General features: G+C 68.1%; 14 protein-coding genes. 6 read left to right on the forward strand and 8 right to left on the reverse strand.

Annotation, left to right across the window (positions count from 1 at the left end; all coding sequences use genetic code 11):
• Positions 1-62 precede the first annotated feature (62 nt).
• Both ACIRRA_RS39125 and ACIRRA_RS39130 read right to left on the reverse strand, forming a co-directional pair.
• The gene (locus ACIRRA_RS39125) at positions 63-344 is read right to left on the reverse strand and encodes a hypothetical protein (protein WP_402779270.1); all 282 of its coding nucleotides are present in this window, start codon (positions 342-344) and stop codon (positions 63-65) included.
• 790 nt (positions 345-1134) lie between these two features.
• Complete coding sequence (locus ACIRRA_RS39130) at positions 1135-1653, reverse strand: hypothetical protein (protein ID WP_402779273.1); 519 nt, start codon at positions 1651-1653, stop codon at positions 1135-1137.
• A gap of 262 nt (positions 1654-1915) precedes the next feature.
• Between ACIRRA_RS39130 and ACIRRA_RS39135 the strand changes: the two genes are divergently transcribed.
• On the forward strand, positions 1916-2611 hold the full coding sequence (locus tag ACIRRA_RS39135; protein ID WP_402779276.1) for a TetR/AcrR family transcriptional regulator: 696 nt from the start codon (positions 1916-1918) through the stop codon (positions 2609-2611).
• A 45-nt stretch (positions 2612-2656) separates the two neighbouring features.
• Here ACIRRA_RS39135 and ACIRRA_RS39140 read toward each other — a convergent pair whose 3' ends face one another.
• Positions 2657-3415, reverse strand: a complete 759-nt coding sequence (locus ACIRRA_RS39140; RefSeq protein ID WP_402779279.1) for a class I SAM-dependent methyltransferase — start codon at positions 3413-3415, stop codon at positions 2657-2659.
• 675 nt (positions 3416-4090) lie between these two features.
• Here ACIRRA_RS39140 and ACIRRA_RS39145 point away from each other — a divergent pair.
• On the forward strand, positions 4091-4759 hold the full coding sequence (locus ACIRRA_RS39145; protein ID WP_402779281.1) for a hypothetical protein: 669 nt from the start codon (positions 4091-4093) through the stop codon (positions 4757-4759).
• A 135-nt stretch (positions 4760-4894) separates the two neighbouring features.
• Here ACIRRA_RS39145 and ACIRRA_RS39150 read toward each other — a convergent pair whose 3' ends face one another.
• From ACIRRA_RS39150 to ACIRRA_RS39170, 5 genes are all read right to left on the reverse strand, one after another.
• Positions 4895-6493, reverse strand: coding sequence for an FAD-binding oxidoreductase (locus ACIRRA_RS39150; RefSeq protein ID WP_402779283.1), 1599 nt, complete (start codon positions 6491-6493; stop codon positions 4895-4897).
• 113 nt (positions 6494-6606) lie between these two features.
• Positions 6607-7200: a TetR/AcrR family transcriptional regulator gene (locus tag ACIRRA_RS39155; RefSeq protein WP_402779285.1), complete on the reverse strand. Its 594-nt coding sequence runs from the start codon at positions 7198-7200 to the stop codon at positions 6607-6609.
• A gap of 24 nt (positions 7201-7224) precedes the next feature.
• Positions 7225-7815 (reverse strand): TetR/AcrR family transcriptional regulator, encoded by a 591-nt coding sequence (locus ACIRRA_RS39160; RefSeq protein WP_402779287.1) that lies wholly within the window; start codon positions 7813-7815, stop codon positions 7225-7227.
• A gap of 391 nt (positions 7816-8206) precedes the next feature.
• Positions 8207-9295, reverse strand: a complete 1089-nt coding sequence (locus ACIRRA_RS39165) for a dihydrodipicolinate reductase (protein WP_402779289.1) — start codon at positions 9293-9295, stop codon at positions 8207-8209.
• Positions 9292-10116: an SDR family oxidoreductase gene (locus tag ACIRRA_RS39170; protein WP_402779291.1), complete on the reverse strand. Its 825-nt coding sequence runs from the start codon at positions 10114-10116 to the stop codon at positions 9292-9294. Before ACIRRA_RS39170 ends, ACIRRA_RS39165 begins: the two co-directional genes overlap by 4 nt.
• A 95-nt stretch (positions 10117-10211) precedes the next feature.
• On the opposite strand from ACIRRA_RS39170, the gene ACIRRA_RS39175 reads away from it, so the two are divergent.
• The 4 genes from ACIRRA_RS39175 to ACIRRA_RS39190 all read left to right on the forward strand — a co-directional run bounded on the left by ACIRRA_RS39175 (position 10212) and on the right by ACIRRA_RS39190 (position 15162).
• Positions 10212-10793, forward strand: a complete 582-nt coding sequence (locus tag ACIRRA_RS39175; RefSeq protein ID WP_357005620.1) for a TetR/AcrR family transcriptional regulator — start codon at positions 10212-10214, stop codon at positions 10791-10793.
• 265 nt (positions 10794-11058) lie between these two features.
• Positions 11059-12378, forward strand: a complete 1320-nt coding sequence (locus tag ACIRRA_RS39180; RefSeq protein ID WP_402779294.1) for an SPFH domain-containing protein — start codon at positions 11059-11061, stop codon at positions 12376-12378.
• A gap of 76 nt (positions 12379-12454) precedes the next feature.
• On the forward strand, positions 12455-14263 hold the full coding sequence (gene fadD11 / locus ACIRRA_RS39185) for a fatty acid--CoA ligase FadD11 (protein WP_402779427.1): 1809 nt from the start codon (positions 12455-12457) through the stop codon (positions 14261-14263).
• 287 nt (positions 14264-14550) lie between these two features.
• On the forward strand, positions 14551-15162 hold the full coding sequence (locus ACIRRA_RS39190) for a TetR/AcrR family transcriptional regulator (RefSeq protein WP_402779296.1): 612 nt from the start codon (positions 14551-14553) through the stop codon (positions 15160-15162).
• Positions 15163-15170: the final 8 nt, after the last annotated feature.

Below are 15170 nucleotides of genomic sequence, written 5' to 3' on the forward strand. Positions count from 1 at the left end.
CAACGCTCAACGTCACGCTCGACAACTTCCGATCTCGCCCACATCGTCAGAGAACTACTTGATCACCATGTCTCGGACGAGAGTGACAGATAGGGTTCTTCGGACGTCCAAATCCCCCGCCAGCCGAGAACCTCACACGTCACAAATGTGTTGAGTTCCCACTGCTCTTCCTCCTTCTCCTCGAACGTGGCCGGGGCATCCGGTTCACCGCCGACATCGTGCGGCGTCTTCATATAAGCCCTGAAGAGGGCGCTATCGATCTCATCCGGGTAAGCCCAGTCCTGAAGCCGATGAAACCCGAGCCGCAGCTGACTGACCAAGTCCCCCATGACCGAATTGGCCACGACCTCACCTCCGCGTGGATCGGCAGCAAAATCACAGCAATCTGACTGTAGCGCCGATAGAACCTCGCCGGAACCGATCACCACCTCCGCCCCCGCCCGGCCCTGGAACACGCACCGAACCCCCCGGGGGTAGAGCTGGTCCAAGCCGGACTGGTCTCGGTTGATGGGGTGTGTTCGCTGCGCCAGATTCCGGATTGGCCCGAAAGCCTGGGGTGCGCGGGCTGCGGGTGCTGCTGGTGTCCATCAAAGCGGTCCAGGTCGTGCATCGGCACGAGGCCGGTCAAAGTGAAGTTCCAGATCTGGCGGACGAGATTCCCTGCGGTACGCCGGGTTTCCGGGCGGGTCGCGTAGCTGCGAGCCATGGTCAGGAAGTCTTCGGGTTCGACGCCGGCGACATCACGGACATGGGTGGTGGGGCCGCCCACCTCCCAGGTTGATACGCTCCGGTTCGGCGCGGCTGCGGACGGCGACTTCACCGGGGTTGCCGTTCATTCCGTGCCGGGGTGCAGAATCGGTGAAAACGAAATATCTTGGCGCATTTGCCCTTTGATGGAAAACTTCCGGATCGAGCCGAAATCTATGGCTGGGTATGCTGGTTCCATCGACCGCTCCCCGACCCGCCTACGGCTCGCCAATTCGTCACAGTGATGTATTGATCTGGACTGCCCGGGATGGTGGAATGTGTTGCCATCAGGGCGAACTCGCGGCCGGATCAGGTCTTCGGTGTCGCGAGATGGCAGGTGACTCGATGTATCCCGCCCTCGCCTCTCGGCAAGCCCCGGGATGGGCCTTACTCCGCGGGTTCGGTGTGCCGGATGCCTCGCCAGCCCAGCGGGAGTTGGACGCGGCCTGCCCGGATATCACCGATGAGGTGCGCGTAGCCGTCACGAACTTCGCCGAGATGGACCCACGCGGAGTGCCGAAGCTCCTCGCAGTCGCTGTGCAGCACCGTCCACCATGCCTCGGCGTAGGTCTTCGCCACATGGCTGATCACCTCGCCGAAGGTGTGGGTGTGACGACGGGCGCACCGGCTGTGGCGCATAGTGGACGCGGCCCAAGAGTTGATCTTGTCGATGACCTTCGCGATATCCGCGCACAGCGCCGCCTCGGTGATCTCCGGTGCATTCCGCCGCGGATTCACAACCGCCGAAATCAGCGCAGCGTGCAGATCACCGAGTTCTCTGGCCCACGTGATGAGCGGGAACGGCTCGGCGAGCCGCCCGGCGATCGCGGCCAATAGCTGATCCGGCGACAGCAGAGATGCCGCGTCCGTCGCCTGATCCCCGTACGCCACTACACCCGCATTCATGGGCGACCACACGTGGCGCTGCCAGAGAAGCCGGTCATGCGATATGTTCTGAGGCTCGTCGCTCAATGACGGCCTCGGCGGGATGGGCGTGTTGATACATGGGCGGTAGGTCAACTTTTCGCGATGAATGGTTGATGTAGAGAACGCGCCGCTGCGACTCGGGGCATAATGCTAATAGTGACTGCGCACTCAGTCAACGACTGATCGAGCAGGCGGTCGATGCGAGGGTGTCCGGAAGATTGGACGAGGAGGGGCGGGATCAGTGAATAGACGTGCGGCGGGACCGGGCAAGTCGGGCGCGATTCTCGATATTTTCACGCGCCATGTCGCCGAGAAGGGCTATGACGGAACGAGTTTCAGTGGCGTCGCAAGCGAGCTGGGCATCTCGCAGGGGTTGATCGTGCACCATTACGGCACGAAGGCGCGGTTGTTGGAAGCTCTGCATGTTTCCTACATGCGGCGCCGTATCGATGAGGCGGAGCGAATCGTGTCGACCTTCGCCACACCGCCCGAGCGGCTGGCCGGGCTGTTGCACGCGGCCATGCTGTATCAGGTGCACGACCGAAATGGGACCGTCGCATTCCAGCGCGAGGTGGCGCGACTCGCGCAGGAGGATGAGGATTCCGAAGGGCGCAAGCTGCGGAGGCAATACCTCGGAATCCTGCTCGGCGTCCTGGACGCGGGTATCGCATCCGGCGACTTCCGGCCCGTCGATACCAGCATCCGGAGCCTGCTCATTTTCGGTGCCGCGCAATGGGCGTGGACGTGGTTCGAGCCGGAAGGGCGCAGATCTGCCCAACAGGTCGGTGCCGAACTGGTAGATCTCGCTCTCGGATCTCTGTTGGTGGACAGGGCATCGCTGCCGCGCCTCAGCGATCCCGAAGGCCAGATCGTCACAACGGTGATCGGCATCATCTCCACTGCGCCGGAGGCGTCTCGAGCAGCGTCAGGGGAATGATCAGCGTCGACCTGAACCAGTCGAAGGTGTGGCGGCTCGGCAGGGCTAGTCGAGGCGCGTGGCGGTCACGGCCCACACGGGCAGGTGCACCCGGTTGTTTTTCAGCAACGGCCCAATGATCTGGAGTTGTTCCAGCATCGGCTTCATCCGATCGGCCCATCCAGAGTCGTCGCTCATCTCCTTGGTCATATAGGTGAACGTCTCTGGGCTGAAGTTGCCCTGGTAGGTGGTGGTTCCCAGGTGGTCGAGGCGCCACCCGGCCGCGGGCAGCACGCGGTCGAAATTCTCGGCCGGCAAACCTTCGAGCTGCAGGCCGTTGACGTTGTGGCGGCCGAATTCGAACATGAACAGTCGCGCCCCCGGTCGAGTGGCCCGGTGCAGGGCCTGCAGGTACCGGGTCTGGATTTCTTCGTCGTCGAGGAACACGTGGTAGAACGCGCTGTCGATGACGGTGTCGAACCGATCCTCCAAGCCCTCGAGTTTGGTGGCGTCGGCCACCTCGAAGTCCACCGTCACCCCGGCGCGCTCGGCGTTGCGCTTGGCCCGCTCGATCGCCGACGGCGACGCGTCGATACCGGTGGTCGAGTAGCCCTTGGATGCGTAGTAGATCGCGTGATGTCCCGGGCCGGTTCCGGGGTCGAGCACCTCGCCCCGCACAGCGCCGTAGGCCACCAACTGCTGCACCACCGGCTGTGGTCCGCCGATGTCCCAGGGGATCAACGCGGGAGCACCCTGTTCCGATGACGCCTCCCGGTACAGCGCTTCGAAGTCCGGCTGATCGTTGTGGTTCGGTTCCCTGCTCATGACTCCTCCTTCTATTGCGGACGGGCAACACCTGAAGGGCCGTGCTAGCGATGAGACCAATGGTTCCGATGGTGGCGCATAAGTTCTCGGATGCTCAGTTTAGTTGGTGGACCACCGGCGCTCGCTCGGTGCTGTTGTTCGGTCCGCTCGGGTGCCGAATATGCTGATCGGACGAAATGAAATCCTTTGGCGTATTTGGCTTTTGGTGGAATTGCCGAATCGGGCCGAGGTCGCCGATCATGGCCCGGCTGTGCGCCGGTCGCCTCTCGTCCCTCCGGCTGCCGCCGGTCCCCCAGCCCGCGGGTCTCGGACTTTAATACGTCACAGTGACGCAATAGAGTGGACTGGCTGGATGGTGGAAACTGTTGCCGCCAGGGCGAACTGAGCCGATGTGGCCATCCGGCGCACCGGAGGTCGCGTGAGGGGCAGTCGGTCGAGCCAGTGCCCAACGGCGGCCATGTTGTCGTGTGGTGTCGGCGATATGGGTGGGGTGATCACATGAGCCGATCGCCACTCCCCTGTGTTGATGGTCGGCCGACCAGGAATCCCTCCGGCCGGTTGGTTCGTGTTGCTAAGAGTTCCGCTCAGTGGGACACGGGCCGGTCGCGGGCCCGAGGACTGGGTTACTGTCCGGGTTGGTTCGATGATCAGCATCACATTCCGGGTGGCAGGGCTATGAAACTGACGTATTTGCTGTGGGGGGCCGAATTGAAGACAAGCCTGCATGATGGCGAACTGCGGCAGGCCCTGTCCTACTGCGGTGTCAGCGAACTGCAGGTGAATATCCGTGACGAGTATGTCGCCGCGGCCGAGCTGTGGATGTGCACCTATGACACGCCCGTCGACGCCGTGGTGACGCTGCGTGGGGTCGAGGATCCAGATCAGATCACCGCTCTGCTGCGGCCCCTGGCCGATCGGCTCGACGGATTCGTCGTCGACGAGCTCACTCCGTTGCGCCCGCCGCGCACCGAGAGCGGTGTCCGCGCCGACGCATTGGCGCGCATTGCGGTGATGAGGATTCCGTCGGGGATGACCCGCGCGCAGTGGCTGGAGAACTGGATCGGCGACCACACCCAGGTCGCGCTGGACAACCAGGCCAGTCTGGGCTACATCCAGAATCCGGTGCTGGGCTCGATCACCCCCGACGGGCGGGTCGACGCCGTTGTCGAGGAACTGTTCCCGATGGCCGCGATGTCGGATCCACACGCCTACTGGGGAAGTGGCGGTGACGACGCCGAACTCGAGCGCCGCTGCACCCGCATGCTCGACAGCATCGCGCGCTTCGGCGCCGACCGCGACCTCGACGTCATCCCGACCAGCCGCTACGTCTACTCCCTGCGCTGACCGGTCCGCCACCCGCACGGGATGCCCCGGCCGGCAGGCGATTCCGGTGCGCAGCGGTATCGGATGGGCGTGGCGTGGATGGTGTAGGCCAGATCCAGCCGCAGCGGGCGCCGAACCGCTCGCGCAGGTAGCTGTTCACGACAGCTCCTCGCGGTCGATGAGGACGCCCGGGTTGAGGATCCATGCGGGGTCGAGGGCGTGCTTGGTGGCGCGCAGGGCGGTGGCGAACGGGCCGGGTCGTTCCCGGTCGTACCAGGGCCGGTGGTCGCGGCCGACGGCGTGATGGTGGGTGATGGTGCCGGAGTTGGCGGAAATGGCTTCGGAGACAGCGGTTTTGATCTCGTCCCATTGTTCGACGGTGCTTCCCCACCGGCCGGCGGCGTAGACGCCGAAGTAGGGTGCGGGCCCGTCGGGATAGACGTGGGTGAACCGGCAGGTCAGCACACCGGTGACGCCGGTGGCCCGGAACGCGTCGGCGGCCGCGGTCTCGATGGCGGCGCGCAGCTGGTCGAATCGGTCCCAGGTGCAGGCGGTTTCGAAGGTTTCGGTGATCATCGACTGAGCGGCGAGGGCATCACGCTGGTAGGGCATGCGCAGGAACGACGAGCGCCAGGTGTCGGAAGGGTCGGCATCGGATGCCGTGGCAGGTGCCACGTCGCGGGTGCGGCCGCCGAACCCGGCGCAGATCTCGACGGCACGGCGCAGGGCATCGTCGACGGGGTGGTCGGCGGATTCGAATCCGAGGACCAGGGCTCCCCCGGCGGCGAGGACTCCGGCGTTGAGGAACGCTTCGGCGGGGTCGAGCAGCCGGCAGTTGGCCGGGTTCAGCCCGGATTGCGCCAGGGTGCGAGTCGCGTCGCCGGCGGCGCGGTAGTCGTCGAACAGGACCGAGGCTTTCGCGCGCCAGCGGGGCCGATCCTGCAGCCGCATCCACGCTTCGGTGATGACGCCGAGGGTGCCCTCCGAGCCGAGGAACAGGCGGTCGGGAGCGGGTCCGGCGCCGGAGGCGGGTAGCCGCCGCGATTCGCTGACCCCGACGGGGGTGACGACGCGCATCGATTCGAGCAGGTCGTCGATGTGGGTGTAGAGGGTGGCGTAGTGTCCGCCGGCGCGGGTGGCGAGCCAGCCGCCGAGGGTGGAGAACTCGAACGATTGCGGGAAGTGCCGCAGGGTCAGGTCGTGGGGTCGCAGCGCGGATTCCAGTGCGGGCCCGAGGATTCCGGCCTGGATGCGGGCGGCGCGGCTGGTGCGGTCGATCTCGAGGACCTGGTCGAGCGCGGTGAGGTCGAGTGCGACGCTGCCGGGATAGTCGTGGCAGTCGCGGGGTTCGACGCCTCCGACGACCGAGGTGCCGCCGCCGAAGGGGATGACGGCGAGTCCCGCGGTGGCGCACCAGTCGAGGACGTCGACGACGTCCTGGTCGGTGCGCGGGCGCACGACCAGGTCGGGGACATCGCCGATGCGGCCGAGCAGGTTGCGCACGATGTCGCGGAAGGCCTGACCGTGGCCGTGCAGGACGCGGTCGGCGGTGTCGTAGGAGGCGAGCCCGGCCAGCGAGTGCGGGGCGCGGGTGCGGGATTGCGAGATCGGGAGTGCGGTGAGCGCGGGTGGCTGGTGGATGGTGAGGTCGGCTTCGGGGAGCAGGGCCGCTATCCGCTGGGTGAGTGCGGTGCGTTCGGCGCCGGTGACGGCGTCCTCGACGGTGCCCCATCCCCACCACGATCTGGTTGCCATGGTCGTGTCCTCCACTCGCCATTAATGACTGCTGGGTAAATTACTACATGGTCAATAATGGTGGCGGCAAGAGGCGACATCGCGGACACCGCTGTGCGGCCACCGGATTCGGGTCATGCGAACGCGGCGATGAGCCGGCGGGTCCGGGCCGCCATCTCCGCCCCGGGCACCTGCGGATGCCGCTGCCACCAGTGGATCAGCGCGGTCACCGCACCGATCCACACCTCGGTGAACGCCGCGAGATCCACCGGATCGGTGATCTCACGCGCCGCCATGAACGCCGACATGCCACGCGCGGCCTGCCCCTCGATCCGCGCCCGCGCGGCGTTCGCGGCCTCCGCGGCCGGACCGTCGGCCGGATGACTGCGATCCAGCAGCACATTCCAGTCGTGCGGGCGGTGCTCGAGCGCGCCGAAGATCGCCAGCAGCGTCTGCTCGGCCATGGTCGGATCCGCGGTCCCCGACAGCACCGGCTCGATCGCCTCGGTGACCGCCCGGGCGGCCCGGTCCACACAGGCGGCATAGAGTCCGTCCCTGGTGTCGAAACACGTGTGCACCAACGTCTTCGACACCCCCGCCTGCTTGGCGACGGCCGCCATCGACAGGCCCGCGTAGCCGACCCGCGCGATCTGTGCGGCGGCGGCGTCGAGGATCTGCTCCTCGCGTTCGGCGCGCGGCACATTCTTGCTGCCCGCGGTGCGTGCCATGTCAGCCCTTCCCGGATACGGCGGTCACGACAGTGCTGTGATCAGGCGGCGGCTGCGCGCGATCATCGCCGCGGCGGATTGTTCGGGATGGCGGATCCACCACGACACCAGCGCGGTGACCGAACCCATCCAGATATCGGTGAACACCGACAGATCCTGCGGATCGCCGACCCCGCGCGCCCGCATGACCGCGTCCGCGCCGTGCGCGGCCTGCGCGGCGATCCGCCGGCGCGCCGCCCGGGCGGCGTCCGCGGCCGGACCGTCGGCGGGATGACTGCGATCGAAGAGCACATTCCAGTAGTACGGGCGATCCTCGAGGACACCGAAGATCGCAGCGAGGGTGTTCGCCGCCATCTCCAGCTCGGCCGGACCGGCGATGACGCTGTCGATCGCGTCACCGATCGCCGCGGCGGCCCGCTCGACACATGCGGCGTACAACCGGTCCTTCGTGCCGAAGTAGGTGTACACCAACGGTTTCGACACTCCGGCCTGGGCGGCGACCTCACCGGGATTCAACCCGGCATACCCGACCGCGGCGATACGTTCGGCGGCGATCTCCAGGATCTGGTTCTCCCGCTCGGCGCGCGGCACACCCTTGGTTCCCGCCGTACCCATTCCACCGTCCTCGGTCACACACCCTGTCATCAGCAACCTACCGAACCGGCGAACACGCCCGGCCCACCCGCCGCGCGCGCCGGGAACCGGGCGGACCTGTCGGGCCCGGCCCGCGACGTGGTCTGCCTCGCCGGCTCTCACGCGTGCCGTGATGGACGCCGGGTGGCTGCCGACAGGTGGAAGCTGTTGCCGCCGAGGAGGATCGGTGGTTGTCGAGCCGACGGCGCACCAGCTCGGGACGCGAGGACCGGCCCACCGCTGCCGACCCCCGCGCGCCCGCCCTGTGCGGCGATCCACCGGCGCGCCGCCCGGGTAACGCTCCAGCGCGACCCGGACATGAGCGGAGCCCCCTCCGGGCAGGTGCCGGAGGGGGCTCCCACGCGCCGTCCTGTCAGCGGATGGTGCCCGCGCCCGGGATCAGCGGCAGATCCAGTGGCGTGACCCAGCCCGGCGGCAGGGCGTTGACCGCGGGCACGGCGTTGAGGGCGCGCATGCCGGTCGCCAGACACCCGGCCACGGCGGGGGTGCGGCCGGAACCGTCGGTGAAGCGGAACGAGGTCTCCTGCGAGATCGACGGGCTGCCGAGGATGTCGACCCGGTAGACGTCGTCCTTGGTACCCGCGGGCCAGTCCGGTGCGGCGTCGAGGCCGATGCGGTTGACGTGTTCGAGAGTGATGACCTCACGGCCGCGATACACGCCGTTGATGGTGAAGCGGATCGCGGCGACCGTACCGGCCTTGATGATGCCCTTGGCCGAGGGCCGGTCCTCGGGCGTCACCCACTTGTCCCAGGTGGTGGTGATGGCGTCGAGCTCGATCCCGGCGGCGGTGGCGATCATGGGAACCGTTGCGCCCCAAGCCATCACAAGCATGTCGGGGTGCTCGAGCAGGGCAGTGAATTCGGGCGGGTGGCCGATACCCATCTCGAATTCGTAATCGCCCTCGTAGTCGGTGTAGTCGAGCAGCTCGGAGGCGCGCACGGATTCGACCTCACCGCACAGGCCCATCAGGGTCATGGGGAACAGGTCGTTCGCGAAGCCCGGGTCGATGCCGGTGGTGAAACACGACGCCCCGCCGGCCGCACACGCCTCGGTGATGGGGTCGCGCCAGAACGCGGGCAGCTTGTCCATGTGCGGCCACACCCACGGGGTCATGGCGGTCGAGCACACGTCGATGCCCGCGCGCAGGAACGACCCGATGACGCGCATGTTCTCATCGGCGAACGCCGCCGTCGGCCCGTAGTGTACGACCGCGTCCGGGCGCAGCGCGATCAGCTCCTCGACCGAATCGGTGGCGAGCACACCGGTTTTCGCGGCCCCGCACAGGTCCCCGGCGTCCTTGCCGACCTTGTCTGGATTGCTCACGCCGACCCCGACCAGGTCGAACAGCGGGTGGCGCAGGATCTCGGCCAGCACCATGGACCCGACCACGCCGGTCCCCCACAGCACGATGCGCTTGTTCACGGTTGCTCCTGTACTCATCGGTGGAACTCGCCGCAGTCGACGGTGAGCATCTGGCCGGTGACGGCGGTGGCGAGATCACTGGCCAGGAACAGGGCCGCGCGCGCGACCTCCTCGGGTCCGGCGAGGCGGCCCAGATCGGTGGGTGCGGCCTTCTGCCGGTAGATGTCGTCGTGGGTGACCCCGGCCTGGCTCGCCAGCCAATCGAAGTAGGCCTTGTTGATGTCCTCGTACACATACGACGGTGCGACGGAATTGACGCGGATGCCGCGCGGCCCGAGCTCGGTGGCCAGCGACGAAGCCAGGTGCGCGAGTGCGCCTTTGGACAGTTTGTAACCCGAGTACTCCGGTTGCGAGCTGTAGGACACGCACGAGTTGAGCATGATGACCGACCCGCGCGAGCGCTCCAGCGCGTCGGCGAACAGCGCCGACAGTCGCAGCGGCGCGAACACGTTCGTCTCGTTGGCGTGGCGCAGCGCCTCCACCTCGATCTGGGTGATCGGGTACATGGGCGGGATGGCGAAGGCATTGTTGATCAGGCAGTCGACCCGGCCCAGTTCGGCCAGTGTGGTCTCGACGAGCGCGGCGCGCTGGGACTCGTCGGTGATATCGGTCCTGGCGACCACGGCGGCGCGGCCCAGGGCGCGGACCTCGTCGGCGTATTCGTGCAGGCGTTTCTCGGTGCGTCCGGCCAGCACCAGATCCGCGCCCATGCGGGCGGCTTCGATGGTGAGCGAATGGCCCAGGCCCGGTCCGACACCGGAGACCACGATGACCTTGCCGGCCAGCAGCGGCACCGGCTGATAGGTGTCGGCGGGGGTGACCTGCGGGGCAGCTGACACGACTCCTCCTCGAGTCCTCAGCGGTTACAGAATGTAACGACTTTGATGTGACAGACTGTATCGACTCCTGCCCGCAGCGACAAGGACGGATTTCCGTGACCACACGCCACCGGCTGGGCCCGCACCGCGACCCCGCGGTGGACGCCGCTGTCCTCGACGCCACCCGCGCCCTCGTCGTCGAACAGGGCTACGGCGCCACCTCCATCGACGCCATCGCCGCTCGAGCCGGCGTCAGCCGCCCCGCCATCTACCGGCGCTGGCCCTCCAAGGCCCACCTCATCGCCCAGGCCGTGTTCCCCGACGTCGGATCCGCGGTCGTCGCACCCGATCTGCTCGCCGAGATCCGCAAGGTCATCGGTGGCACCATCCAGCTGTTCGGATCGGCCGAAACCCGCGCCGCCATGCCCGGACTCATGGCCGAGATGCGCCAGGACTCGGGCCTGTACGAGAAGCTGTCCGCCCGCCTGGACACCCCCACGCGCGACGAGCTCGCCGACTACCTGCCCGGCGACGCCGAACGCCCGGGCCTGGATCCGAACACGGTGCTCGACACCATCGCCGGAGCCGCCCTGTTCGCCATGTGCATCCGCGACATCGACGATCTCGACGGATTCGCCGCCTCCCTCGAGGATCTGCTGCTCTACGGCATCCTGGGGACCCGCCCCGCCGCTGAATGAGCCGGTGCCGCCTCACATCTCGGCGAGACCGACATCGAGCATCGGGGCCGGCGAGTCGAGCAGCGGCCGGCGTTCGACCACCTTGCCCTCGGCCACCCGCATGAAACGCATGAACCTGCCCGTACGCCGCCCGCCGGAGCGAATTTCGCTGGGCGGAACGGTCTTTCGGCGGTAGCGTGCCCGCCATGGCGGCGAAGAGCAACAGCTATCTGGATCAGGTCGTGGCACAGCAGGCCGAGCTGGAGGAGATCTGCAACCTGCCTCCATGCGGCGGATGCGGCGGAGCGCCCCGCCGGCGGCGAGCGCGCCGAGCCCGTTGGGTGCGCCGAGCCCGGCGGGTGCGCTGGCCAAACGCGCGGGACGGGTCGGCCCCACCCGCGAGCACACCCCGCAGGGCCCGGTGGAGGTGCGGGTCACCGGATTCTGGCGCTGGCAGACCGTGCTCGTGCCACCCAACGCGTTCGTGGTCCACACCCGCCGCGGCACGGCCGAGCCGCGGCACATCGGGCTCGGGGTGTCGTTCCGGTTCAACCCGGCCACCGACTCGTATCTGGTGGTGCCGGGCGCGATCCAGACGATCCTCATCAACGCCTACTGCATCTGCCGCGAACTGCAGGGCGTCCTCGTGCAGGGCTACGTGCAGTGGATCATCGACGATTTCGCCACCGCCTACCGCAAACTCGACTTCTCCGACCCACAGGACCCGATGCGGCTGGTCAATGTGCAGCTGCGTGAGCAGGCCGAGGCCGCGATCAAGGACAAGGTGTCCACCATGGCGGTGCGCGATGTGCTCTCCGACAAGCAGCCCATCATCGAGGAACTCACCGCCCGCCTGCGCACCGTCGCCGAAGGCGCGGGCGAGGCCGGGGCGCGCGGTGGCCACGGGCTCGGCCTGTCCATCGTGACCGTGCAGATCAAGGAGGCGGTCGTCTCCTCCAACACGCTGTGGGAGAACCTGCAGAAGCCCTACCGCAGCGAACAGAACCGGGTCGCGCGCCTGGCCGAACTCGATGCCCAGGAAGCGGTTTCGACCCGCGAGGCCGCCGCCGGCCGCGCCGGGGAGGAACGCCGTATCGAGAACGAACGCGAACTGGCCGAACTGCGCGCCCGCAACGACGCCGCCCGCTTCGACCGCGAATCCACCGAACGACTGCGCCGCACCGCCCGCGAGCACGACGTCGACCGCGAGGTCGCCGACCTGGCCCAGCAGACCGCCCTGCACGCGCTGCGCCTGGAACGTGACAAGCACGCCGAACAACTCGAGAACGCCCGCCTGCAGCAGGAGCTGCGCCGCCTGCAGCTCGAGGCGGAACTGGCGCTGGCACAGGCCAAGACGCGCGCCGCGCACGAGGCGGCGCTGCTCGACCTCGACCGCGAACGCGTCGGCATCGACAACGCCAACGCGCGCACCGACACCACCGTGCACGCGCAGCTGATCGAGACCCTGCCCGCCATCGTCACGGGCCTGCCCGCTCCCGCCGAGCTGAAATCGGTGCAGATCGGCGGCGACACCACCGGATTGGCGGGCGTGGTCGCGCAGGTCAGCGAGATCGTGGCCGCGCTGCGGCCCGCCCGGGACTCCTGAGCTGCCGCATTCGGGCCCGCGACACCCACTCCGCGCCTTACCGTCTGAGAAGGCTTCGATGGTGAGTGGATCGAGAATTGTGATGAGCGAACCGAATACGTCCCCCGCCGCATTCCAGGCGACCGCCGCGATCGACCCCGGTGCGGTCGCGGTCCGCGATATCGGCGGCACCCACACCCTGACCTGGGCCGACTACGCCACGCAGGTGCGCGAGGTTGCCGCGGGCCTGGCCGCGCTGGGGGTGGGGCGCGGGGACACCGTGGCGTTCATGATGGCCAACCGCGTCGAGTTCTACCCCCTCGAGGTCGGCGCCCAGCACACCGGCGCCACCTCGTTCTCGGTGTACAACACGCTCTCGGCCGAACAGCTGCACTACGTGTTCGGCAACGCCGGCAACCGGGTCGTGCTGTGCGAGGCCCAATACGTCGACCGCATCCGCGCCTGCGGGGTGCCCATGCAGACCATCGTGTGCGTCGACGCGCCCGCCCCCGGAACGCTGACCGTCGCGCAGCTCAAACAGTTGGGGCGCAACGATTTCGACTTCGACGCCAGCTGGCAGGCGATCCGGCCCGACGACATCGTCACCCTCTGCTACACCTCCGGCACCACCGGCAACCCCAAGGGCGTGGAGATCTCCCACGCCAACCTCGCCTTCGAATGCCGCGCCTACGCCTCGGTCATGTCCGTCGAGTTCGGCGACCGCATCACCTCGTTCCTGCCGACCGCGCACATGGCCGACCGGGTCACCAACCTGTACCTGCACGAATACTTCGGCACCCAGATCACCGTCGTCCCCGACCGCACCCAGCTGCCCGCCGCCCTGGCCGACGTGCACCCCACCATCTGGGGCGCGGTCCCGCGCGTGTGGGAGAAGCTCAAAGCGGCCGTGGAATATTCGGTCACCGCCGAAACCGACCCCACCCGCCGCGCCGCGCTCACCTGGGGGCTCGAGGTCGCCGCCCGCAAAGCCGACGCCCAGCTGGCCGGGCAGCCGATCGACGCGACCCTGGCCGCTGAATGGGACAGAGCCGACGCTGCGGTACTGGGGCCGTTGCGCGCCAAACTCGGCCTGGACCAACTCAAATGGGCGCTGTCGGGGGCCGCGCCGATCCCGCCGGAAACCCTCGGATTCTTCTTCGGCCTGGGCATCCCCATCTCCGAAGTGTGGGGCATGTCCGAATTGACCTGCATCGTCAGCGTCTCCCCGCCCGCCGAAGCCCGCCTCGGCACCGTCGGGCGGCTGCTGCCCGGACTGGAATCCAAGATCGCCGACGACGGCGAGTTCCTGGTCCGCGGGCCCCTGGTCATGCGCGAATACCGGCACGAACCCCAGAAGACCGCCGACGCCCTCGACCCGGACGGGTGGCTGGCCACCGGCGACATCATCACCTGCGACGCCGACGGCTACCTGCGCGTGGTCGACCGCAAGAAGGAACTCATCATCAACTCCGCCGGAAAGAACATGTCCCCGGCCAACATCGAGAACACCGTCAAAGCCGCCACCCCGCTCATCGGCGCCCTGGCCGCCATCGGCGACAACCGCGCCTACAACACCGCTCTCATCGTCCTCGACGCCGAATCCGCCGCACCCTACGCCGCCCAGCACCGGCTGCCCGACGCCTCGGCGGCCGCCCTGGCCGCCGACCCGGGCGTCATCGCCGAGATCGCGCGCGGCGTCGCGGCCGGCAACGCCAATCTCTCGCGCGTCGAACAGATCAAACGCTTCACCATCCTGCCCACCTTCTGGGAACCCGGCGGCGACGAGATCACCCTCACCATGAAACTGCGCCGCACACCGATCGCCCGCAAATACGCCACCGACATCGACCGCATGTACACGCCCACCCTCACCGACGGCGTTCACGAACCCGCCACCACACCCTGATCCGCTGAGGTAGCCGATCCGGCCGTCTCCGCACCCCGTCGCGGAGGCGGCCGGATCGTGTTCGCGCCGGGCTTGATTCGTGACCGGTCCGAATCCCGTCTGCGCGGAAGGGGATTCGGACCGGGGCATGCGTATAACCGGGATATCGGCACCAAACGCCCGCGAGCGCGGCGCGACCCGGACACCCCGCGGGTCGTGTGTGTGATCGGGCTCGGCGTCCCCGCCGGACGGGCGGGCAGGGAACAGACCCCTTCATAACAGAGCACTTGCTCTGTTATGGTCGGTGCATGCCCCGCCCCCGCACCCACGACCCCGACCTCGTGCTCGACGCCGCCGAGGCCCTGGCCGTGCGGTCCGGGCCCACCGCGGTCACCATCCGCGCGGTCGCCGCCGTCACCGGCGTCTCCAACGGAGCGCTGTACCACACTTTCGGGTCACGGGCGGAACTGCTGGGGCGCACCTGGATTCGGGCCGCCCACCGGTTTCTCGCACTCCAGGCCGCCATGGTCGGCGAGGCCGGGGACGGTGTGGAAGCCGTCATCGCTGCCGCCGAGGCGCCCGCGGAATTCGCCGCCCGCCACCCGATGTCGACCCGGCTGTTCTTCACCGTCCGCCGAGACGACCTGCTCGGCGACGACCTGCCCGAACCCGTCCACGCCGAACTCGCCGCCACCCAGGCCGCCCTCGTCGACCTGATGAAAACCCTCGCCCGCCGACTCTGGGACCGCGCCGACGCCGCCGCCGTGGACACCCTCACCCTGTGCCTGGTCGACCTGCCGACAGCGATCCTGCTCGACCGCGACCGCCTCGCCAATCCCCTTGCCCGCGATCAGCTCCGGGCCGCCGTCCGCGCGGTCCTCGACCTCGGGCCCGCACCCGCACGACCGAGAACCTCCTGAGGAAGGAC

Source organism: Nocardia sp. NPDC101769, from assembly GCF_044766925.1.
Taxonomy (GTDB): Bacteria; Actinomycetota; Actinomycetes; order Mycobacteriales; family Mycobacteriaceae; genus Nocardia.